Source organism: Sphingomonas sp. Root241 (assembly GCF_001428865.1).
Classification (GTDB): Bacteria; Pseudomonadota; Alphaproteobacteria; order Sphingomonadales; family Sphingomonadaceae; genus Sphingomonas.
Genome location: NZ_LMIV01000004.1, coordinates 111,934 through 133,612 on the forward strand (window position 1 = coordinate 111,934; position 21,679 = coordinate 133,612).

The following is a 21,679-nucleotide window of genomic DNA, read 5'->3' on the forward strand; positions in this document are numbered from 1 at the left end:
AGACATGCGATTGTTGACCCTCGCTTCGGTGCTGGCGCTGCTTCCCGCGACGGCACTCGCCCAGCAGGCGTCGCGCGACGACGCCGTCTATACCGGCGCGATCAGCACGCGCTGGGGCAAGGCAGTGACGCCCGAGAACGCCTGGCGCAGCTATCCGCGGCCGCAGCTCCAGCGCGATGCGTGGCAGAATCTCAACGGCCTGTGGGATTATGCGATCGCCAAGGCCGGCACGCCGCAGCCGCAGGCGATGGACGGCAAGATCCTCGTGCCGTTCCCGGTGGAATCCCGCCTGTCCGGCGTAGCGCGTCGCGTGCTGCCCGAGGATCGGATCTGGTATCGCCGCCAGTTCACCGTGCCTGCCGACTGGGCCGGACAGAACGTCATGCTCAATTTCGGCGCGGTCGATTATTCGGCGATCGTCTGGGTCAACGGCGCACCGGTCGGCGCGCACAAGGGCGGATCGGACAGTTTCGGCTTCGACATCACCGCCGCGCTCAAGCCGGGCACGAACGAAATCCTGGTGCAGGTTACCGATCCGACCAGCGCCGGCAGCCAGCCGCGCGGCAAGCAGATCCTGAACCCCGAAGGCATCTGGTACACGGCGTCGAGCGGCATCTGGCAGACGGTGTGGCTCGAGCCGGTGCCCAGGCTCCACATCGCCGATGTCCGCGCGACGCCGAACATCGACACCGGCAAGGTCGAAGTCGATGTCGCGCTGAGCGCCTGGGCTAGCGACACCGACGCGGTGCGCCTCAGCGTCAAATCGGGCGGCAAGACGATCGCCTCAACGATCCTGCGCGCCAACCGCCACGCCAGCATCGCGATCCCGAACGCGCATCTGTGGTCGCCCGAGGATCCGTTCCTCTACGATCTCGTCGCCGAGCTGGTGACAGTGAAGGATCCCTGGGCCGGCAAGCCCGAGCGCGATCGTGCGGCGTATGACGCGCGCTTCACCCGCGGCGAGGCCGATACCTATGCCGCGGCACAGGTGACCGGAGCCCCGCGCGATCGGGTGAAGGCCTATTTCGCGATGCGCAAGATCTCGGTGGGGCCGGGGACGGTAACCGGCCAGCCGATGCTGCTGCTCAACAACAAGCCCTATTTCCAGAACGGCACGCTCGATCAGGGCTGGTGGCCCGACGGCCTGCTCACGCCGCCCTCCGAAGCGGCGATGCGCTACGATCTCGAATTCCTGAAGAAAGCCGGATTCAACATGGTCCGGAAGCACATCAAGGTCGAGCCGGCGCGCTATTATTACGACGCCGATCACATGGGCATGCTGATCTGGCAGGACATGCCCTCGGGCGGCGGCGAGGACCAGTTCCTCGCAGGCACCAGCCAGAGCCAGGCAGTGCTCTCCTCCGACATGATGAGCGATCAGCAGGCCGAGCTTTCGCAGATGATCGGCGACCTGCGCGCCTTCCCCTCGATCGTGACCTGGGTGGTCAACAACGAGGGCTGGGGCCAGTATGATTCCGCCACGCTGGCGCGGCTGGTGAAGGGCATGGACCCGAGCCGGCTGGTCAATGCCGACAGCGGCTGGCTCGACGTCGCGCCCAGCGCATCGGATATGTTCGACATCCACACCTATGAGGACGTGCCCAAGGTACCGACCCGCCAGGCCGATCGCGCGATCGTGATCGGCGAATATGGCGGGGTCGGCTGGCCGATCGAGGGCCATTTGTGGCGCAACGACAAGCGCTGGAGCTATCAGGTCACGACCGACGCCAAGGACTATCTCGCGCGCTATCGGCGCAAGTTCGAAGAGATCGTCCGCCAGGCCAAGGTCCATGGCCTCAGCGCGTCGGTCTATACCCAGACCACCGATGTCGAGGGCGAGATCAACGGCCTGCTGACCTATGACCGCGAGGTCGCCAAGGCGCCGGCCGAGGCATTCGCCCGCATGGCCAAGCCGCTTTGGGAGGCGGAGTCCAAGCCCGCCGCGGTACCTGCAACACCCTAGTTACCAAGCATAATCCTGCTCAAGCGGCGATCTCTCCAACGGATCGTCGGGGGGCGGACACATATCAACTCGATCCAATTGACAAATTGCTTTTAATATTCAGGATACGCACCGAGCGCGAAGGCCGAAGGCCGGCGCGGGGACACACACAAGAGGCCGGAGGCGAGAACGTCGCGGCGAACTGGGAGGAGAGTAAAATGAAATTTCAGCAGATCGAACGGTCTCGCGGACCCTCGCGCAAGCGGATCGCGCGCGACCTGATGCTGTCGGCGAGCGTGCTCGTCGCGATGTGCGGCACGGCGCATGCGCAGGATGCCGGGGCGACGCAGGGCGCCGGCACCGCCCAGGACGCGACGGCGCCGGACGCGCCGCAGGCCGAGGGGCAGGAAGGCGACATCGTCGTCACCGGCTATCGCGCCTCGATCGAGGAGAGCCTGTCACAGAAGCGGCAGGCCAATGCGTTCGTCGACGTGATCACCGCAGAGGATGTCGGCAAGTTCCCCGACAAGAACGTCGCGGACTCGCTGCAGCGCGTGCCCGGCGTGATCATCGATCGCGACGGCGGCGAAGGCAGCCGGGTCAGCATCCGCGGTCTCAGCTCCGATCTGACGCTGACCGAGCTCAACGGCAACTTCATCGCCTCGGCGGACAGCGGCGATCCCTCGCGCTCGTTCAACTATCTGCTGCTGCCTTCGGCGCTGATCGGCAGCGTCGAAGTATTCAAGTCTCCCGAAGCGCGCCTCGACGAAGGTGGCGTCGGCGGCGTCATCATCAACCGCACGCGCAAGCCTTTCGAACTCGATCCCTGGTCGGGCAGCGTCTCGGCCGAGGGCACCTATTCGGACGTCACCAAGAAGGTCGAGCCGAACGTCACGGGGCTGCTCTCCTGGCATAACGAAGACAAGACCTTGGGCTTCCTGGTCGGTGGCACCTATCAGGTGCGCACCAATCGCTCGCTCGGCGCGTCCGCTGACAGCTGGCACTGGTGGACCGACGACAAGGCCACCGGTCCCGCGACCGACGTAAACGGCAACACTTTCGCCAATGATTCCGCGATCGATTATTGGAACAGCGGCGACAATGCCGGCCAGACGACGCTCGGCGGCACGCATTACAGCGGCTATTGGGCGCCCCAGTCGGTTGCCGAAACGATCACCGATCAGAAGCGCAAGCGCCTCGGCATCCAGGCGACGATGCAGGCGAAGCCGTTCGACAATCTCGAGATCACTGCGAACTATTTCCGGTTCCAGCTCAACGGCGATTATACGCGCAGCACGATCAAGGTCCCCGAATGGGGTTTCGGCAGGTTCTTCTCCGACGCGACGTTCGACAAGAGCGGCACGATCATGACCGGCGCGACCTTCACGGTTCCACCGGAAGGAACCGGATGCCGGGTGACGTTCTGCACGATGGAAACGCCCGCGCCGCAGGACACCTATGTCCGCGAGAAGAGCGTCTCCAACACCTATGACGTGCGCGGCAATTGGGAACTCGGCCACCTCAACGTCGATTTCGTGTTCGGCAAGACCAAGGCCACCGGCGGCCCGTCGTTCCAGTTCTACGCCCAGGCCAAGCCGCGCAACGGCACCGTAAACGGCAATGCGCTCAGCCAGTGGAACTTCACCGACCAGTCGATCGCGATGGCGTTCTCGCCCAACGTGATCCAGAACATGCTGAACGGCGTGGCCCAGATCGATCTCGGTTCGACCGGCTCGGGGTTCACCAACAGCTCGATCTCCCAGCGCTACGCACAGGTGGACGTGACCCGGAGTTTCGACGGGTCGTTCATCGACTCGATCCAGGTCGGCGCAAAATGGCGCGATGGCCGCGTCCATCGCGAGACTGGCAAATTCGAATGGTATTCGGATGCCGCCAACACGCTGCGTTTCCAGGATACGCCGGGCGGCGCATTGGCCTTGCCGGAGATCTTCTATCCGAATTCGCTCGGCAACATCGCCGGCGGGTTCCAGACGACCGCTTTCCCGGCGATCAACATCAAGAACTATATCGGGTATCTGAACGACACCTATAACGGGCCGGTTCGCGTTCCCGAGCCGCAGAACGTGTACAACATCCGCGAGAAGATCTGGGCCGGCTATGCCCAGGCGAACTTCAAGATGGACAATGTCCGCGGCAATATCGGCCTTCGCGTGGTCAACACCAAGCAGGACGGCACGTCGACCGACCGCATCACCTACGAGAACGAATATTGCGTGAACGGGCCCGGTGGTCCGTTCGACCCGAACAAGCCCGTGGGCGCGGACGGCAATTGCACGGTGATCCCGGAAGCGCAGCGCCAGGTCCGCGTGTTCAGCCCCAATTCGGAGAGCAAGAGCTACACGGATTTCCTGCCGAGCTTCAACATTTCGTGGGAGGCGATGCCGAACCTGCTGCTGCGTGCGGCAGCGTCGAAGGTCATCGCGCGGCCGGGTTATGGCGATCTGGCGGGCTCGCGTGGTCTGACGTTCAATTCGGATGCGTTCGTATTCGATCGCGCGGAATTCGGCGCGCTGCCGGGGTGGTTTGGCGACGGCGGCAACTTCGATCTGAAGCCGTTCAACGCCTGGCAGTATGACGTCGGCGCGGAATGGTATTTCCACCCTGGCTCGGTGCTGGGCTTCACGCTGTTCCGCAAGGACGTGAAGGACTTCATCGTGCCGGTCGTGATTGATCTGCCGCAGGAAGTCGCCGGCCAGACCGTGACGGTGCAGCAATATGCGACCCAGGCCAACGGCACGAGCGCAGTGTCGCAGGGTGTCGAGGTCTATGCGCAGCATACGCTGGACTTCGGCCTCGGCGCGCAGGTGAACTTCACCTATAACGATACGTCGCAGGCCGCTGTCACGCTGAACGGGACCAAGCTGGGCGAGTCGGCGTTGGTCGGCAGCGCGAAGACGCAGCTCAACGCTTCCGTCTTCTACGAGCACGGTCCCATCCTGCTGCGTGCGTCGTACAATCGCCGCGGAGAGGTCGTGCGTGGGCTGGCTTCGGGTCTCAACATCTATGACGACCCATACGATCAGGTCGATCTCAACGCCGCGGTCGACGTGTTCCGGAACTTCCAGATCACCGGCTCGATCATCAACCTGACCAAGTCGGAACAGCGCCAGCATCTGGGCAACGACACGAAGGACCGTTTCGTCTCGAACGTCTATTCGGGTCGCCGCGCCTATCTCGGCCTTTCGTACAAGTTCTGACGAGGCGCATAAGACGCACGTCGGAAGCCCCCAACTCCCCTAGGAGGTGGCCCATTCCCCCCGGGCCACCTCCACCTTTGTGCAATCGGGCGGGCTTTCGTAACTAGCGGGGAAGGGCGGGCTTCAATCGAGTGACGAGGCGGCATGAAATCCTTGGTTAGGACTGGTCTGATCGCCGCGGCGGCGCTGCTGCTCGCGGGATCTGCCCCGGCGCGCAATCCGATCGTGCCGGGCTGGTACGCCGATCCGGAGATCCACGCATTCGGCGACCGCTACTGGATCTATCCGACCTATTCCGATCATGGCGCCACGCCGGACGTGTCGCCGCGTTTCACCCCGGCGCAGCTGGAACTGCGCAAGCAGAAGATGGTCCGCCCGTCTTACGGCATCCAGACCTTCTTCAATGCCTTCTCCTCGCCCGATCTGGTGCATTGGACGAAGCACGAGCACGTGTTCGACGTCGCCAATGCCGGCTGGGCGGCGTTCGCGATCTGGGCGCCTTCGGTGATCGCGGCGAACGGCAAATATTACATGTTCTTCAGCGCCAACGACATCCAGAAGGATGGCGAACTCGGCGGGATCGGGCTGGCGGTGAGCGACAAGCCCGGCGGTCCGTTCAAGGATGCGATCGGCGAGCCGCTGATCGGCAAGTTCCACAACGGCGCCCAGCCGATCGACCCCTTCGCGTTCCGCGACAAGGACGGGCAGGTCTATCTCTATTATGGCGGCTGGCAGCACTGCAACGTCGTCAAGTTGAGCAAGGACCTCAAGACGATCGTCCCGCATGCCGACGGCGCACTGTTCAAGGAGATCACGCCCCCCGGCTATGTCGAGGGATCGTTCATGATCCAGCGGAACGGCATCTATTACCTGATGTGGTCCGAGGGCGGCTGGACGGGCCCCGATTACAGCGTCGCCTATGCGATGGGGCCGAGCCCTACGGGTCCATTCAAACCGATGGGCAAGATCCTCCAGCAGGATTTCAAGATCGCGCGCGGGGCGGGGCACCATTCGGTGGTCAACGTGCCCGGTACCGACGAATGGGTGATCGCCTATCACCGCCGTCCGCTGAGCGAGACCAGCGGCGAGCGCCGCCAGCTCGCGCTCGACCGGATGGAGTTCAATCCGGACGGCACGATTCGGCCGGTGGTGATGACCAATGACGGCGTGGCGCCGCGGCCGATCATGCCGACGCGAAAGCGTTGGTAAGATGCTGACGCGCCGAATCCGGTCAGGGACTCACATTTCCTCCGTCACCCCCGCGAAAGCGGGGGCCCATCTCGCGAAGCGTGCCGCGTGCGGATCGGGCAGGAGATGGGTCCCCGCTTTCGCGGGGATGACGAAAAAAGGCAATGTCCTGGATAGGTTCTCGATGGGGCCGAAAAAAGAGGGGAAACTGCGGTGAACAAGCGTCTTGTAAACGCACTGCGTGGTGCCGTTGCGCTGCTGATCACGACAGGGCTGTGCCTGCCCCCTCCGATCCTCGCCCAGAGCGCACCGAAGGAGGCCCTGGTCGATCTCGCCAATCCGCTGATGGGCACCGACTCCAGCCACGGCCTCTCCTACGGCAACACCTATCCGGCGGTGGCCGTGCCGTGGGGTATGAACTTCTGGACGCCGGTCACCGGCAAGATGGGCGACGGCTGGGGCTACACTTACGACGCCGAGAAGATCAACGGCATCAAGCAGACCCACCAGCCCAGCCCATGGATGAACGATTACGCGGTCTTCGCGCTGTTCGCGGAGACCGGTGCGCTCAAGATCGATCAGGAGGAACGCGCGAGCTGGTTCAGCCACAAGGCCGAGGAAGCACGGCCGTACAAGTACAAGGTCTATCTCGCCGATTACGACGTGACCGCCGAAGTCGCGCCGACCAACCGCGCCGCGCAGTTCCGCTTCACCTTCCCGAAGAGCGACGACGCGCACATCATCCTCGACGCGCAGAACGGCGGATCCTCGGTGACGATCGATCCAGCGCGGCGGCGGATCACGGGCTATGTCCGCAACAATCACGGCGGCGTGCCGGAGAACTTCAAGAACTACTTCGTCGCCGAGTTCGACAAGGCCTTCGAAGTCACCCGCACCTGGGACAGCAACGGCCAGCTGGGCGCCGCCCTGAGCCGCGAGGACGGCCGCACCGGCGCTGTCGTCAGCTTCAAGACCAGCGACGGCGAGCAGGTCGGGGTCAAGGTCGCGTCGTCGTTCATCAGCCTCGAACAGGCCGAGCGCAACCTAGCGAGCGAGATCGGCCGCGACGGCTATGACGCGACCGAGGCCAAGGCCAAGGCGGCATGGGAGCGCGAGTTCCGCAAGATCGAAGTGAGCGATCCGAGCATCGACAATCGCCGGGTCTTCTATTCGGCGCTGTACCGGATGCTGCAATTCCCGCGCACGTTCCATGAGATCGATGCGGCGGGGAAGACCGTCCACTACAGCCCCTATGACGGCAAGGTCCATGACGGACCCCTGTTCACCGACAACGGCTTCTGGGACACATGGCGCGCGGTGTTCCCGTGGTTCGCATTGGTCTATCCCGAGCTCGACAGCCAGATCATGCAGGGTCTGGTCAACACCTACAAGGAGTCCGGCTGGCTCCCCGAATGGGCGAGCCCCGGCCACCGTGACGTGATGATCGGGTCGAACTCGGCCAACCTGATCGCCGACGCCTATCTCAACGGCGTACGCGGCTTCGATGTCGAGACTCTGTACGAAGCGATGGTCAAGAACGCGACGACGTCGCAGGGCCGCCCGACCGACAAGCGCGGCCGCACGCTAACGGCCGTCGGTCGCGAGGGCGTCGAGCTATACAACCAGCTCGGCTATGTCCCCTACGACGTCGGCATCAACGAGAGCGCGGCGCGCACGCTCGAATATGCCACGGCGGACTTCTCGCTGTCGCGGCTCGCCGCGGCGCTCGGCAAGACCGAGGACGCGAAGAAATACGCCGCGCAGGCGCAGAATTACCGCAAGCTCTACGACGCGGAATCGGGCTGGATGCGCGGACGCAACAAGGACGGCAGCTGGATGAAGCCGTTCAATCCCTATGCATGGGGCGATGCCTTCACCGAGGGCAATTCGATGCATTACAGCTGGTCGGTGATGCAGGACGTGCAGGGCCTGATCGACCTGATGGGTGGCGACCGGAAGTTCGTCGAGCGGCTCGATTCGATCTTCACGCTACCGCCCTTGTTCGAGAACAGCTATTACGGCTCGGTCATCCACGAGACCCGCGAGATGCAGGTGGTGAACATGGGCCAGTACGCCCATGGCAACCAGCCGATCCAGCACATGATCTATCTCTACGACTGGGCCGGCGCGCCGTGGAAGGCGCAGAAGCATGTCCGCGACGTGATGACCAAGCTCTATTCGGCGACGCCCGACGGCTATCCGGGCGACGAGGATAACGGCCAGACCTCGGCCTGGTACGTCTTCTCGGCGCTGGGCTTCTATCCGGTGACGCCGACGGTGGGCGAATATGCGATCGGCAGCCCGCTGTTCCAGAAGGTCAGCGTCAAGATGCCCACGGGCAAGACGCTGACGATCGAGGCGGCGAACAACAGCGCGGCGAACGTCTACATCCAGTCGGTCAGCTTCAACGGCAAGAAGCACGACAAGACCTGGCTGACGCGCGAGGCGCTGCAGGGCGGCGGCACCCTCCACTTCGTGATGGGCCCGACGCCCAACAAGGCGTGGGGCGCGACGAAGGCGGCGGCGCCCTTCTCGATGAGCGCACCGGGAGAGCGTAAATGAACCGTCGTGACATAATTGCCGGAGCAGGTACGCTCGCGCTGGCGACCGGGCTCCCTCGCGCGGCATTCGCGCAGGGCTTGGTCAGCAAGCGGCCACCTTTGAGCGAGCGTCGCTTCACCAGCAAGGCCGTCGAGGCCGAAATCGCGCGCGTGAAGAAGAAGATCGCCGACCCCGAACTCGCCTGGCTGTTCGAGAATTGCTACCCGAACACGCTCGACACCACCGTCACGCTCGGTGAAGTCGACGGCAAGCCCGACACCTTCGTCATCACCGGCGACATCGATGCGATGTGGCTGCGCGACAGCTCGGCGCAGCTCCAGACCTATGTCCATCTGACGCCGAAGGACGCCGATCTGCGCCGGCTGTTTCACGGCGCGATGCAGCGCCAGGCGCGGTGCATCCTGATCGATCCCTATGCCAACGCCTTCACGCGCGATCCGGCCGCCAAGTCGAACCTGCCGGCGATCAACGACAGGACCGAGATGCGCCCAGGCGTCGCCGAGCGCAAATACGAGATCGACTCGCTCTGCTATCCGATGCGCCTCGCGCATGCTTATTGGACCGCCACGCGCGACAAGATCCCGTTCGACGATCTCTGGGCCAAGGGCATGGCGCTCGCGGTGGCGACGCTCCGCGAGCAGCAGCGCAAGCACGGCCCCGGCGGCTATCATTTCCAGCGCGTCGACGCTTCGCCGACCGAGACGCTGATGTTCGGCGGCTTCGGCGCGCCGACGAAGAAGGTCGGGCTGATCCATTCGGGCTTCCGCCCCTCGGACGACGCCTGCGTCTTCCCGTTCCTGATCCCGTCGAACCTGTTCGCGGTGTCCGCGCTCAGGATGCTCGCCACCGTGCTGCGCGAGGCGCGCGGCGATGTTGCGGGCGCGCAGGATGCCGAGGCGCTCGCCGCCGAGGTCCAGCAGGCGCTCGACGCGCACGGCAAGATGCCCGACGGAAAGGGCGGCGAGGTCTGGGCATTCGAAGTCGACGGCTATGGCAACGCCATTTTCATGGACGACGCCAACGTCCCGAGCCTCTCCGGCCTGCCGCTGCTCGGCGCGGCCGACCGCAACGACCCGCTCTACCGCCGCACCGCCGCGCTCGCATGGAGCCCGCGCAACCCTTATTTCTTCGCCGGCACCGCGGGCGAGGGGATCGGCGGTCCGCATGTCGGCATGGACATGATCTGGCCGATGTCGCTGATTACCCGCGCGCTGATGAACGACGATCTGGCAGTGGTCGGCGCGTGCCTCAAGACGCTCAAGGCGACGCATGGCGGCACCGGCTTCATGCACGAGAGCTTCCACAAGGACGATCCGACGAAGTTCACCCGCAGCTGGTTCGCCTGGGCCAACGGACTGTTCGGCGACCTGATCCTCGACATCGAGAAGCGCGCCCCCGCGCTGCTCGCCCAGCGCAATTGAACGGAGCACGACCATGATCGCCGCAAATCGCCGCCAGCTTCTCGGCGGTGCCGGGCTCGCCGCTCTGGGTTCGGCCGCGCCGGGGCTGGCCCGCGTCCAGGGTACGGCAGCGACGAAGCCCGATCTGTTCATCGGCACCGGCGGGCACGGCCACACCTTTCCGGGGCCGTCGCTGCCGTTCGGCATGGTCCAGCTCGGGCCCGACACCGACAATGCGCGCTGGGACGCGTGCTCGGGCTATCACCGCACCGACGGCTCGATCATGGGCTTCTCGCACACCCACCTCTCCGGCACCGGCATCGGCGACATGCTCGACGTGCTGGTGGTGCCGACGCGTGGGGCGCTCGAGCTCGATCCGGGCAAGCTCGACGATCCCGACAAGGGCTATCGCCAGCGCTTCTCCGAAGAACATGCCGAGCCCGGCTATTACCGCGTCAAACTCGAATCCGGAGTGCTCGCGGAGCTGACCGTGACCGAGCGCACCGGGCTCCACCGCTATCATTTCCCGAAGGGCGCCGGGCACATCTTGATCGACTTCGCCCACATGATCATCGACGTGTGGGACAAAGGCATCATCGTCGACCAGGCCTCGCTGGCGATCGACGCCGACGGCGTGCTCACCGGCAGCCGTCGCGTGCATCGCTGGGCGAAGGGCCGGCACGTGCATTTCGCGATGCAGCTTTCGCGCAAGCCCAGCCGCGTCGAATTCTTCGGCGACGACAACAAGCCCGCGCCCGCCGGGGCGAAGGGTGTCGCCGGCAACAAGCTCAAGGTGGCGCTGTTCTTCGACGAAGCCGGCGGCGATCCGATCCTGGTCAAGACCGGCATCTCGGCGGTCGACGTCGCGGGCGCCAGGGCCGCGCTCGCCGCCGAGGCGCCGGGCTGGGACTTCGACCGCGCCGCCACGGCCGCACGCCGCGCATGGGCGAACGAGCTCGACAGCGTCCGCGTCGAGGGCGGGACGCCCGCCCAGCGCACGATCATGGCGAGCGCGCTCTATCATTGCTTCCTCGCGCCGACGCTCTTCACCGATCGCGACGGGCGCTATGTCGGGATGGACCGGCAGGTGCATCAGGCCCCGGCGGATACGCCCGCGTTCAGCACCTATTCGCTATGGGACACCTATCGCGCGCTCCATCCGCTGCTGACGCTCGTCCAGCCCGAGCGCGCGGCGATGTTCACCCGCGATCTGGTCCGCCAGACCCAGCAGAGCCCCTATGGACCGCCGGTCTGGCAGCTCCAGGGCGTCGAGACCGGCTGCATGATCGGCTGGCATTCGGTGTCGGTGCTCGCCGAGGCACGCGCGAAGGGGATCCAGGCGGACTACGCCGCCGCCTGGCCCAATATCCGCCGCCGCGCCTTCGACCGCGACTTCAAGGACAGCGACGGCTCGCTTGGCCGCGGATATTATTACGACCTCGGCTACGTCCCCGCCGACAAGATCTGGGAGTCGGTCAGCCGCACCCAGGAATATGCCTATGACGACTGGGCGATGGCGATGCTCGCCGAAGCGGCGGGGGCGAAGGACGATGCGGACAAGCTGCGCGCGCGCAGCCGGAATTATCGCAACGTGCTCGACGCGGGGACGCGCTTCGCCAAGCCCAAATTCTCGGACGGCAGCTGGTGGGCGAACTATGACCCGATCCAGCTGGGCCACGACGTCAAGAAGCATCGCGACTATACCGAGGCCAATGGCTGGCAGGCGACGTTCCTCAACCAGCACGACGTCTATGGCCTGATCGATCATTTCGGCGGCGACGCGGCGTTCGAGAAGCAGCTCGACGCATTGTTCAACGCGCCCTCGACCTTGCCCGAAAACGCCCCGCCCGACATTTCGGGGCTGGTCGGCCAATATGCACATGGCAACGAGCCCAACCACCACGTCGCCTATCTCTATGCCTATGCCGGCGCGCCGGCGAAGACGCAGGCGATGATCCGCCGGCTGTGCACCGAGATGTACAAGGCCGAACCCGACGGCGAGATCGGCAACGACGATTGCGGACAGATGAGCGCATGGTTCGTGCTGAGTTCGCTCGGCTTCTATCCGGTCGATCCGGTGAGCGCGGTCTATGTGTTCGGTTCGCCCTTGTTCGACCGCGCCGAGGTGCGGCTGGGGCGGGGCAAGACGCTGCGGGTCGTCGCCCGGGGCAATGCGCCCGATGCGCCTTATGTCCAGTCGGTGCGCTGGAACGGCAAGCCCTGGACGCGCAACTGGATCAGCCACGCCGATCTGGCGAAGGGCGGCGAGCTGGAGTTCGAGATGGGCCGCGCGCCGTCGCGCTTCGGCACCGCGAAGGCGGATCGCCCGCCCTCGTTCGGTCGAATCCCGGCGTAGATTGAGGACTTATTCTATTCTTCGTCATCCCGGCCTCGAGCCGGGATCCCGCTTCTTCCGCTCGCCCGAAACACAGCGGGACTCCGGCTCAAGGCCGGGGTGACGGTAGGAATATGGACCTCCAATCTAGCCTAATCTCCCCCGCATGATAAAAGCGCCGCTCGATCGTTGCGGGGTGGAAACGGACGATGGCCCGATACAGAGACGCACTGCCCCAACTCGGCGGCGACTTCTTCCTGACCGATGCGGGTCTGGAAACCGATCTGATCTTCAACCACGGGATCGAGATCCGCGAGTTCGCCGCGCACACGCTGTTGCCCGAAGCCGCGGGCCGGGCGGCGGTGGAGCGCTATTTCGAAGGTTTCCTGAACCTCGCCCGCCAGACCGGCGCAGGCTTCGTTCTCGATACCACGACATGGAAGGCGCATCGGCACTGGGCAGTTGACCTCGGTCAGAGCCCCGAGGAGCTACGCGCGGTGAACGAGGACGCGGTCGCACTGGCGAGCAGCCTGCGCGCGCGTTTCGAGGGCGGACCACCGATCGTCCTCAGCGCAACGATCGGCCCGCGCGGCGACGCCTATCGGCCCGAGCGCCGGATCCGGGCGGACGAAGCCGCGGCTTATTATGCCGAGCAGCTCGGCTGGCTGGCGCCGACCGAAGTCGACATGGTGACCGGCCTCACCTTCACCCAGGCGAGCGAAGCGGCTGGGCTGGTGCAGGCAGCGACGAAGCTGGGGCTTCCGGTCGTCATCTCCTTCACCGTCGAGACGGATGGCCGGCTTCCCGACGGCCAGTCGCTCGCCGACGCGATCCGCGCGGTCGATACGCAGACCGACGGCGCGACTGCATATTTCATGGTCAATTGCGCCCATCCCGACCATTTCTCCGGCGTGCTGCACGACGCGGACTGGGCGCGGCGGATCCGGGGCATCCGCGCCAACGCCTCGCGCCGCAGCCATGCCGAGCTCGACGAAGCGCCCGAACTGGATGCGGGCGATCCGAAGGAACTGGGCCAGCTTTATGCGGCACTTGCCGCGCGCATGCCCTGGCTCAACATCTTCGGCGCGTGCTGCGGCGGCGATCTTCGGCACGTCACCGAGATCGCGCATGCGCTGAACACGCGGCCGGGCCGGCACTCCAGTTAACGCTGGAAATGTAGGATTTGTTCTGCTTTTGTTCGGTCATGGGCGAGCAGCAGAATCTCCAGACCGCAACTTTGCTTGGCGACACGTCAGTTGACGCAAACGCGTCAACCGCTCACCGGTTGACACGGCGTCGCGAACCGCAAAACCCACGCAAATCCGCGGTTTTTGCAGCCAACCAAAAGGTTGGAACGCCAAAGACAGCCAACCTTTTGGTTGGCTGTCGTTCAGGCCGATGCCTTCCACAGCGCCGCCTGCTTGGGCAGCAGGAAATGGCTGAACGGCAGGATCGCCGCGCCCACCGCAGGGGCGTCCTCGGAGAGCGCCGCGCGGATCACGGGGGCCACCATCGGCAACAGGCTCGCGCGTTCCTGCATCAGTTCGTTGGCGCGCTCGGCCAGCCGCTCGAGCAACGCGGTCGGCAGCCGGCCGCCGACCAGTACGGCCGCCGGATTGATCAGGCAGTTGATCGCGTCGAGCGGCACGGTGAGCTGGCGCGCGGCGTCCTCGATCCATGCGGCGACGCATGCGCTGGTCGCCTCATCCGGGTCGGCGGCGCCCATCACGTCGGCGAGCTTGCACCCGTTGCGTTCGAGATGCCGCGCAAGGCCGGACAGCGAGACCATCCGCTGGATCTCCTCGCCCGCAACCGTGCGCATGAAGCCCAGTTCGCCGCTGCGCCCGTCGGCGCCGCGCAGATACGATCCGTCGACCACCAGCCCGCCGCCCAGGCCCGACGAGATCAGGATGTAGAAGAAGCTGTTATTGGTGTGGCCGAGCCCCAATTGCATCTCGCCCATCGCGGCCGCCGCCGCATCGTTCTCGACGAAGACCGGCAGGTTGAGCGGCTCGCGGAACAAATCGACCATGTTGGTCTTGTCCCACGCGGTATATTCTGCGGGTCGGCCGGGCAGGTCGACCAGTCCGAGATCGTCGGGAACCGCGACGCCGATACCGACGACCTTGGCCACGTCCACGCCCGCCCTGCGCAGCATGTTCTTGATCGATCGGCGATAGAGCGCGCGAACCTGATCGGGCAGCGCGAAATCGACTTCCTCGGAGACGCGGATCAGCGTCTCGCCCGAGAAGTCGACCAGCACCAGGGTGATGTGATCGCGGTCGATGTTGACGCCGATCGAATAGCACGCGTCGGGGCGCACCACGAGCTTGGTGGGCGGCTGGCCGCGCCCGCCGCGACGCTGTCCGGCTTCCTCGATCAGCCCGTCCTGCAGCAGTCGCTTGGTGATGTTGGCGATCGCCGGGCCGGTCAGCCCGGTGATCCCGGCGAGTTCGACGCGCGTGAGCGGGCCGAGCACGCGGATGCCGTGCAGCGTCACGCGCTGGTTATGATCGGCGGCGCGCTCGAGATTGGTGCCGGAAAGGCGGGGGCGGGTTCGGGGTGTGGCCGTCATGCGATAGCGCTATCAGTCATCGAAGCCGTCGTCTTCAAGCCTATCATTCCCGACCCTCGACTGTCCGTCCCATCGTTTCCAGCGAGAGTCCCCGGGTTTCGGGGAAATATCGCCAGATCACACCAGCCTGCACCAGCATCGCGCCGGCGAACAGCCAGAATGGCAATGCCTGGGTATATTGCGCCACCACGGGAAAGCCAAAGGCGATCAGCGCGTTCATGCCCCAATGCGTGGCGCTTCCGAGCGATTGGCCGCGCGCGCGCACCGCCGTGGGGAAGATCTCGGACAAATAGACCCAGATCACCGCCCCTTGCGAGATTGCGAAGAACAGGATGAAGCCGATCAGCGCGGGCAATAGCCATGCCTGTCCCTGACCGGTCGAATAGATCGTGGCGACGGACGCCAGTGCGACGGCGGTGCCCATGGCGCCGACCAGCAGCAGTGGTTTCCGGCCGACGCGATCGATGATCGCCATGCCGAGCATGGTCGCGAGGAGATTCGCCACGCCGATCGCAACCGCCTGCAGGTCGGCCGAGACGGCGTCGAAGCCTGCGGCGGCGAAGATGTCGCCCAGATAATAGAGGATCGCATTGATGCCCGAGAGCTGGTTGAACATCGCGAGGCCGATCGCAAGCAGGATGGGGCGGCGGTGGAGCCGCCAGCTCAGCCGGTCGTCGCCCGGCGCGGTGGCGCCCGCGGCGAACTGCGCGAGCAAAGTGTCGGCATCGCCCATGGACAAGGTCTCGATCGCCTCTTTGGCTTCCGCGGTTCGCCCACGATGAAAGAGCCAGCGCGGGCTCTGCGGAACGCGGAGCATCAGGACGAGGAAGAGCAAAGCGGGCGCCGCAGCGACGCCGAGCTTGAGCCGCCACGCCAGCTCGCCGTCGACTGCCTGCGCAATCAGGAAGTTGCTGACATAGGCGCCGAGGATGCCGAGCACGATGCTCAGCTGGAAGAAGCCGACCAGCATGCCGCGCCGTTCGGGCGGGGCGACTTCGGTGATATAGACCGGCGCCAGCACCGAAGATCCTCCGATCGCGAGGCCGCCGAGGAAGCGGAAGGCGACGAGCATCGCGAGCCCGCTGCTCAATGCCGAGCCGAGCGCCGAGACGATATAGGCGACGGCGATCCACAACAGGATCGTGCGGCTGCCATAGCGATCGCCGGGCTTGCCCGCGCCGAGCGCCCCGATCAGCGTGCCGACCAATGCGGCGGATACCGCGGCGCCCAATTGTGCAGGCGAAAGGCCGAACGTGCCGCGAAGCGCCTCGGTCACGCCGGCGATTACCGCGGTGTCGAACCCGAACAACAGCCCCGCAAGACTCGCGGCAATGATCGCCGAGGGGTTCAGCTTGCCATTGGACGCACTCATCGCAATCCTCTCCCTAGCCGTTGTTCGACGGTTGAATTATGTAATTTGGATTATTAATGCGAACCCCGGGCTGTACAAGCCCAGGGATTCACAGGCGGGCACAGCCGCGGAGAGGGAGGGGGAATGTCGAAGGGTTCGTCGTCGTCCATGCGTATCTCGGACGGCGCTTCGACGGGGGAGCTCCCTTTTGCCGGCATCGAGCTCGGGGGCACCAAATGCGTGTGCACCCTTGCCTTCGGGCCGGGCAGGGTCCTCGACCAGCAGGTCGTGCCGACGACCAGCGCCGCGGAGACCCTGCCGGCGATCCTCGAGGTGCTCCACGACTGGTACGAGCATCCGGGTTTTCGCGCGCTGGGCATCGCCTCGTTCGGACCGATCGATCTCGACGCTCGCTCGCTGTCGCATGGCCATATCCTCGCGACCACAAAGGCCGGCTGGGCCGGCACCGACGTGCGCGGCACATTGTCCGCGCCGTTCGCGGTTCCGGTGGGATTCGACACCGACGTCAACGGCGCGGCGCTGGCCGAGGTCGCCTGGGGCAGCGGCCAGGGCATGAGCGATTTCGCTTATGTCACCGTCGGTACCGGGGTGGGCGTGGGATTGATCGTCCATGGCCGTCCCACGCGTGGCTTCGCACACAGCGAATGGGGTCATGTGCGCGTGCCGCGGCTGGCGGGCGACGATCATCCGAGCGTGTGCGGGTTTCACGACGATTGCGTCGAGGGACTCGCCTCGGGATCCGCTCTGGTGGCGCGCCTCGGCGGTCGGGCCGTTCACGACGTGGCGGAGGACGATCCGGTCTGGGAGCCGATCGTCCACACCATCGCAGCCATGGCGCATGCGCTCGTCTGCGGCGCGGGCCCCGAGCGGATCGCGATCGGCGGCGGCGTGCTCACCGCACAGCCGCATCTCGTGGCGCGGATAGAGAAAGCGCTGGTCGAGAGCCTCAACGGCTATATGCGGCTGCCCAGGATCGAGGGCTATATCACTCGTCCGGGGCTGGGCGATATGGCGGGTCCGATGGGTTCGATCGCGCTCGCCGCTACGGCCTTCGCGACTGTCTAGCCAAGTGCGGCGCGCTGTGCGAATTAGCAAATCAAACATAATAATTGCACGCATCGCCGGGCTTTCGCCGTGGCGGAGCGTGCATCGACAGGAAGGATAGCGCCTTGGCCCGTTCGAGCTCGCGTGCAACGCTGGCATTCGCCGCAGTGACGACACTGTTTTTCGCATGGGGCTTCATCACCTCGCTGATCGACCCGTTGGTAGCATCGGTGAAGGGCATCTTCACGCTCACCAATTTCCAGGCGCAGGCGGCCGCGTTCGCGTTCTTCATCGCTTATGGCGTGATGTCCTTCCCGGCGGCGGCCTTGCTCTCGCGCGCCAGGTCGATCCCCACGATCCTGATCGCGCTGGGCCTGATGATCGCAGGCTGCCTGGTGATGCTCGCCGCGGCCAATCTCGCGGTATTCACCCTCGTGCTGCTCGGGCTGTTCATCCTGGCCAGCGGGATAACCATCCTGCAGGTCGCCGCAAATCCGCTCGCGGCCGCGCTGGGCAATCCCAAATACAGCCATTTGCGCCTGACGCTCAGCCAGACCTTCAACTCGTTCGGCACCTTCCTCGGGCCGCTGCTCGGCGCGCACCTGTTCCTCAAGGGCGTCGAGGTCAAGGAAGGCACGGTGATCACCAGCGCCGTGCGTGCCGAGGCATTGGCCGGCATCGATTCGGCGTATCTGTGGATCTGCGGGCTGATCGCCGCGCTGGCAGTGTTCTTCTGGCTCAGCCGCCGCGTCGTCACCGAGGCCGCGCCCCCCGTCGCCTCGACAGCCGGCCTCTTCTCTGCGCTCAACTCGCGCTGGGCGCTCCTGGGCGCGCTCGCGATCTTCCTCTATGTCGGCGCCGAAGTCTCGATCGGCACCCAGATGGCGCTGCTGCTCAACGACGACAGCGTCTGGGGCCACTCCGACGCGGCCTTCGGTGTCCCGATCCTCGGCTATTTGATGGGCAGCGACGGCGTGCCCGGGGTTTCGCTTCAGGAAGCCGGCAAGGCAGTCGCGCTCTACTGGTTGGGTGCCATGGTCGGCCGTGCGATCGGCTCGGCGCTGCTCGCGGCGGTGCGCGCGCATCTGCTGCTGGCGGTGTTCACGGCCATAGCGGCGGCGATGTGCTTCTATGTCTTCGCGGTCGGCGGCGTGACCGCCGGCTTCGTCGCGCTGTCGATCGGCCTGTTCAATTCGATCATGTTCCCTGTGATCTTCACGCTGACGCTCGAGCGTTCCACCGGCACCGCGGAATCGACCTCCGGGTTGCTCTGCACGGCGATCGTCGGCGGCGCCCTGCTGCCGCTGCTGGTCGGCGCGGTCTCCGACAAGACCGGCTATGCGGTCGCGCTGATCGTTCCCGCCGCATGCTATCTGATGCTGTGTCTGTTCGCGGTGCTCGCGGGCCGGGCACCGGTCGTGCGGCAGGACGCCGAGACGCTCTCGGTTCACTGATCCGGGGCTTGACTAAACGATAACCCGCTGGTTATGGAAAAACCATAGCCAGCGAGTTATCGATTAATGCACAATGCTCGAGACATGCTCTTCAAGACGCTCGCCGATCCGACCCGGCGGGCGATCTTCGAGCGTCTGTGCAGAAGCGGCGAACAGACCGTCGGCGCGCTGACCGCGCATGCGGGAGTCTCGCAACCGGCGGTCTCGAAGCATCTCGGCGTGCTCAAACAGGCCGGGTTCGTCCTCGATCGCCACGAAGGCCGGCAGACCCATTATAGTGCGCGGCGCGATGCGCTGGCCCCGCTGATCGACTGGACGAGCGAGATGACCGGCTTCTGGCAAAGCCGCTTCGACGATCTCGAGGACCTGCTCAAGAGGATGGACCAATGACCGATACCGCGACCGAAACGCGCTCCGTAGTCGTCGAGCGCGAGATCGCGCATCCTCCTGAGAAGATCTGGCGCGCGCTCACCCAGCCGCACCTGATCGAGGAATGGCTGATGAAGAACGATTTCAAGCCGGCGGTGGATCACCGCTTCAATCTCAGCGCGGAGTGGGGTGTCCTCGATTGCCAGGTGCTGGAGGTCGAGCCCAACAAGACGCTGGCTTATACCTGGAACGGGCTGGGCCTCGAAAGCACCGTCACCTGGACGCTCAGCGCGGCGGGCACGGGAACGCGGCTGCGCATGGAGCAGGTCGGGTTCAAGCCCGACCAGAAGCTCGCTTATCACGGCGCAAAAGCCGGCTGGCCGCAATTCCTGGGCCGGCTCGAGGAAGTGCTGGCGCGGATGGACTGACGTTCCGCGCCGCCCTGCAATCACGGAGAAATCAAAATGACCGACACGCAGACCGCATCACCCTCCGAATTGATCGATGCGCGGATCGAGGAACTGGGCGACTGGCGCGGCGAGACGCTAAGCCGGCTACGGAAACTGGTGAAGGAAGCCGTTCCCGACGTCGTCGAGGAATGGAAGTGGCGGGGCGTTCCGACCTGGTATCGCGACGGCATGATCTGCACGGGCGAGACCTACAAGAACGCCGTGAAGATGACCTTCGCCAAGGGCGCGGCGCTCGATGACCCCTCGAAGCTGTTCAACTCCAGCCTCGAAGGCAATGCCAGGCGCGCGATCGACTTCCATGAGGGCGAGGAGATCGACGAGGAGGCGCTGAAGTCGCTGCTTCGCGCCGCCGCTGCGCTGAACCGGTCCAAATAATCCACTCCGCCAACTAAAGGAGATCGCCATGAATATGTGGGTCCGCCAGATTCATCGCTGGCTCTCGATGGCCTTCACCGCCGGCGTCCTCGCCTACATCGTCGCGATGGGGCAGGGGCAGCCTCCGGCGTGGCTGGGGCTGTTCGCATTGCTCCCGCTCATCCTGCTGCTGGTCAGCGGGTTGTATTTGTTCGCCCTGCCTCACGCCGCCCGCTGGCGCAGCGGTGGACGTGCGATCTCGCAGAGTGAAAGTAATGGCCGGCAGGCTGCCGCGCCGCCCGGCTGGGTTCCCTAAGCCCTGTTCTTGCGCAGGATCGCGAAAAGGATCGTGAGAAAGGCGACGAGGCGGACCAGATAGACCCAGCTGCGCTGCTCGTCGGGAATACCACCGAGCGCGAGGATCGCCTGGGCGATGCCGAGCAGGAAGAAGGCCGCGGCGAAGGCGAGGAACAACTCGTCGCGCGTGTCGCGCCAGAAGCGCAGGAAGAACAGGGCGGCCGTCGCGAAGCCGAGCGTGACCGCACCGGAGAGGAAGGCGAGCAAGGTCACGCTTCTTCCTCCATGTCCCAGATGAAGCCGAACAGGAGGACAGCCACCGCCGCCAGCGACAGCAATAGCCGCATCTGGCCGAAGTCGATGTCGCGGATCACCAGAAGATCGACGATCACGAACAGATTGTTCACCGCGAGCAGGACGAAGCACAATGCGCTCCACAGCAGCAGCCGCATGCCGCTGCGGCGATAGCTGCGCGCGAGCAGCAGCGCACAGGCGGTGCTCGTCGCGAAGCAGAGCAAATAGACGATCGCGGGGAACCAGGAAGTCATATCAATCCTCCCGCAGCTTGAACGCATCGGCGAAGCTGCTGAGGCTGGAGCGCGGCGTGACGATCATCCGTCGCACTGCGTCCGGCCGGGTGGCGTAGAGCGATTCGGCGGCGCTCGCGAGCGCCTCCACCGCATCGGAGGTCGGCTGGTAGCGAACCAGCTGGCCGGGATCGATGACGACCAGGCCCGCGGCGAGAAGCGCGTCGACACTCTGCGACACGACGAGGTCGCTTCCGCGCAGCGTGATCACCAGCTCCCGCTGCGGCCATGCCCGGTCGCGATGCTTCTGCAGGAAGCACAGCAATTCCAGCGCCCAGACCGAGCGAAAGGTCGAACGAATGAAGTTGGAAACTTCTTGCTTGGCCGGCATCCCGGGTGCCGTCTCCCATCCGCATGTTTCCCCCGAGTGTCGCGCCCTTCCTAATGCTTCGACAAAATGCCGCAACCGGCCACAAATCCGTGCATGCGTTCACTTTTCCTGAAGCATAGCTGTTGCTATGCTGGCTCCGGGCCGGGGGGCCGTAGTGCATTCAGGGCGGGGGGAATTTATT

Annotated in this window: 18 protein-coding genes; 13 read left to right on the plus strand and 5 right to left on the minus strand. The window is 65.1% G+C overall.

All coding sequences use genetic code 11. The features are described 5' to 3' along the window. Positions 1 to 4: 4 nt before the first annotated feature. From ASE13_RS17785 to ASE13_RS17815, 7 genes are all read left to right on the plus strand, one after another. Positions 5 to 1,963, plus strand: a complete 1,959-nt coding sequence (locus tag ASE13_RS17785) for a glycoside hydrolase family 2 protein (RefSeq protein WP_082597022.1) — start codon at positions 5 to 7, stop codon at positions 1,961 to 1,963. A gap of 197 nt (positions 1,964 to 2,160) precedes the next feature. Beyond that, positions 2,161 to 5,160, plus strand: a complete 3,000-nt coding sequence (locus ASE13_RS17790) for a TonB-dependent receptor (protein WP_056619363.1) — start codon at positions 2,161 to 2,163, stop codon at positions 5,158 to 5,160. Positions 5,161 to 5,304: 144 nt separating this feature from the next. Beyond that, the gene (locus ASE13_RS17795; RefSeq protein ID WP_056619366.1) at positions 5,305 to 6,369 is read left to right on the plus strand and encodes a glycoside hydrolase family 43 protein; all 1,065 of its coding nucleotides are present in this window, start codon (positions 5,305 to 5,307) and stop codon (positions 6,367 to 6,369) included. A gap of 192 nt (positions 6,370 to 6,561) precedes the next feature. After that, positions 6,562 to 8,910: a GH92 family glycosyl hydrolase gene (locus tag ASE13_RS17800; protein WP_056619370.1), complete on the plus strand. Its 2,349-nt coding sequence runs from the start codon at positions 6,562 to 6,564 to the stop codon at positions 8,908 to 8,910. After that, complete coding sequence (locus ASE13_RS17805; RefSeq protein WP_056619373.1) at positions 8,907 to 10,331, plus strand: glycoside hydrolase family 125 protein; 1,425 nt, start codon at positions 8,907 to 8,909, stop codon at positions 10,329 to 10,331. Before ASE13_RS17800 ends, ASE13_RS17805 begins: the two co-directional genes overlap by 4 nt. Before the next feature lie 13 nt (positions 10,332 to 10,344). Further along, on the plus strand, positions 10,345 to 12,666 hold the full coding sequence (locus tag ASE13_RS17810; protein WP_056619377.1) for a GH92 family glycosyl hydrolase: 2,322 nt from the start codon (positions 10,345 to 10,347) through the stop codon (positions 12,664 to 12,666). Positions 12,667 to 12,854: 188 nt separating this feature from the next. Next, positions 12,855 to 13,811 (plus strand): homocysteine S-methyltransferase family protein, encoded by a 957-nt coding sequence (locus ASE13_RS17815; RefSeq protein WP_056619380.1) that lies wholly within the window; start codon positions 12,855 to 12,857, stop codon positions 13,809 to 13,811. Positions 13,812 to 14,035: 224 nt separating this feature from the next. On the opposite strand, the gene ASE13_RS17820 is transcribed toward ASE13_RS17815, so the two are convergent. Together ASE13_RS17820 and ASE13_RS17825 are read right to left on the minus strand one after the other, a co-directional pair. Continuing rightward, complete coding sequence (locus tag ASE13_RS17820) at positions 14,036 to 15,220, minus strand: ROK family transcriptional regulator (RefSeq protein WP_056619384.1); 1,185 nt, start codon at positions 15,218 to 15,220, stop codon at positions 14,036 to 14,038. Positions 15,221 to 15,263: 43 nt separating this feature from the next. After that, positions 15,264 to 16,592: a sugar porter family MFS transporter gene (locus ASE13_RS17825; protein ID WP_056619387.1), complete on the minus strand. Its 1,329-nt coding sequence runs from the start codon at positions 16,590 to 16,592 to the stop codon at positions 15,264 to 15,266. A gap of 147 nt (positions 16,593 to 16,739) precedes the next feature. Between ASE13_RS17825 and ASE13_RS17830 the strand changes: the two genes are divergently transcribed. The 6 genes from ASE13_RS17830 to ASE13_RS17855 all read left to right on the plus strand — a co-directional run bounded on the left by ASE13_RS17830 (position 16,740) and on the right by ASE13_RS17855 (position 20,599). Beyond that, a complete protein-coding gene (locus ASE13_RS17830; RefSeq protein ID WP_056620116.1) occupies positions 16,740 to 17,657 on the plus strand; it encodes an ROK family protein in 918 nt (305 codons plus the stop codon). 104 nt (positions 17,658 to 17,761) lie between these two features. After that, entirely contained in the window at positions 17,762 to 19,090 is a 1,329-nt protein-coding gene (locus ASE13_RS17835; protein WP_235537041.1) for an MFS transporter, read from the plus strand. 84 nt (positions 19,091 to 19,174) lie between these two features. Then, complete coding sequence (locus tag ASE13_RS17840; RefSeq protein ID WP_235537042.1) at positions 19,175 to 19,480, plus strand: ArsR/SmtB family transcription factor; 306 nt, start codon at positions 19,175 to 19,177, stop codon at positions 19,478 to 19,480. Then, positions 19,477 to 19,887, plus strand: a complete 411-nt coding sequence (locus ASE13_RS17845) for an SRPBCC family protein (protein WP_056619393.1) — start codon at positions 19,477 to 19,479, stop codon at positions 19,885 to 19,887. The genes ASE13_RS17840 and ASE13_RS17845 overlap by 4 nt, the downstream gene beginning before the upstream one ends. A gap of 36 nt (positions 19,888 to 19,923) precedes the next feature. After that, a complete protein-coding gene (locus ASE13_RS17850) occupies positions 19,924 to 20,304 on the plus strand; it encodes a DUF1801 domain-containing protein (protein ID WP_056619396.1) in 381 nt (126 codons plus the stop codon). Positions 20,305 to 20,332: 28 nt separating this feature from the next. Beyond that, positions 20,333 to 20,599 carry a hypothetical protein gene (locus tag ASE13_RS17855; protein WP_056619400.1) on the plus strand — a complete coding sequence of 89 codons (267 nt, stop codon included), beginning with the start codon at positions 20,333 to 20,335 and terminating at the stop codon, positions 20,597 to 20,599. On the opposite strand, the gene ASE13_RS17860 is transcribed toward ASE13_RS17855, so the two are convergent. Genes ASE13_RS17860 through ASE13_RS17870 form a run of 3 tightly spaced genes read right to left on the minus strand, consistent with a single transcriptional unit; the run spans position 20,596 to position 21,498 of the window. After that, complete coding sequence (locus ASE13_RS17860) at positions 20,596 to 20,853, minus strand: DUF5985 family protein (RefSeq protein WP_056619403.1); 258 nt, start codon at positions 20,851 to 20,853, stop codon at positions 20,596 to 20,598. The genes ASE13_RS17855 and ASE13_RS17860 overlap by 4 nt on opposite strands. Next, positions 20,850 to 21,128 (minus strand): DUF5985 family protein, encoded by a 279-nt coding sequence (locus ASE13_RS17865; RefSeq protein WP_056619406.1) that lies wholly within the window; start codon positions 21,126 to 21,128, stop codon positions 20,850 to 20,852. The genes ASE13_RS17860 and ASE13_RS17865 overlap by 4 nt, the downstream gene beginning before the upstream one ends. Before the next feature lies 1 nt (position 21,129). Next, positions 21,130 to 21,498 (minus strand): hypothetical protein, encoded by a 369-nt coding sequence (locus ASE13_RS17870; protein WP_056619409.1) that lies wholly within the window; start codon positions 21,496 to 21,498, stop codon positions 21,130 to 21,132. Between the last annotated feature and the right edge of the window lie 181 nt (positions 21,499 to 21,679).

What these genes read in the sequence shown, in the direction of transcription:
- ASE13_RS17845 (WP_056619393.1), top strand. Translation starts at nt 19,477, where the DNA reads ATGACCGATACCGCGACCGAAACGCGCTCCGTAGTCGTCGAGCGCGAG.
- ASE13_RS17810 (WP_056619377.1), top strand. Translation starts at nt 10,345, where the DNA reads ATGATCGCCGCAAATCGCCGCCAGCTTCTCGGCGGTGCCGGGCTCGCC.
- ASE13_RS17855 (WP_056619400.1), top strand. Translation starts at nt 20,333, where the DNA reads ATGAATATGTGGGTCCGCCAGATTCATCGCTGGCTCTCGATGGCCTTC.
- ASE13_RS17785 (WP_082597022.1), top strand. Translation starts at nt 5, where the DNA reads ATGCGATTGTTGACCCTCGCTTCGGTGCTGGCGCTGCTTCCCGCGACG.
- ASE13_RS17870 (WP_056619409.1), bottom strand. Translation starts at nt 21,498, where the DNA reads ATGCCGGCCAAGCAAGAAGTTTCCAACTTCATTCGTTCGACCTTTCGC.
- ASE13_RS17820 (WP_056619384.1), bottom strand. Translation starts at nt 15,220, where the DNA reads ATGACGGCCACACCCCGAACCCGCCCCCGCCTTTCCGGCACCAATCTC.
- ASE13_RS17825 (WP_056619387.1), bottom strand. Translation starts at nt 16,592, where the DNA reads ATGAGTGCGTCCAATGGCAAGCTGAACCCCTCGGCGATCATTGCCGCG.
- ASE13_RS17830 (WP_056620116.1), top strand. Translation starts at nt 16,740, where the DNA reads ATGCGTATCTCGGACGGCGCTTCGACGGGGGAGCTCCCTTTTGCCGGC.
- ASE13_RS17790 (WP_056619363.1), top strand. Translation starts at nt 2,161, where the DNA reads ATGAAATTTCAGCAGATCGAACGGTCTCGCGGACCCTCGCGCAAGCGG.
- ASE13_RS17865 (WP_056619406.1), bottom strand. Translation starts at nt 21,128, where the DNA reads ATGACTTCCTGGTTCCCCGCGATCGTCTATTTGCTCTGCTTCGCGACG.
- ASE13_RS17815 (WP_056619380.1), top strand. Translation starts at nt 12,855, where the DNA reads ATGGCCCGATACAGAGACGCACTGCCCCAACTCGGCGGCGACTTCTTC.
- ASE13_RS17840 (WP_235537042.1), top strand. Translation starts at nt 19,175, where the DNA reads ATGCTCTTCAAGACGCTCGCCGATCCGACCCGGCGGGCGATCTTCGAG.
- ASE13_RS17805 (WP_056619373.1), top strand. Translation starts at nt 8,907, where the DNA reads ATGAACCGTCGTGACATAATTGCCGGAGCAGGTACGCTCGCGCTGGCG.
- ASE13_RS17795 (WP_056619366.1), top strand. Translation starts at nt 5,305, where the DNA reads ATGAAATCCTTGGTTAGGACTGGTCTGATCGCCGCGGCGGCGCTGCTG.
- ASE13_RS17850 (WP_056619396.1), top strand. Translation starts at nt 19,924, where the DNA reads ATGACCGACACGCAGACCGCATCACCCTCCGAATTGATCGATGCGCGG.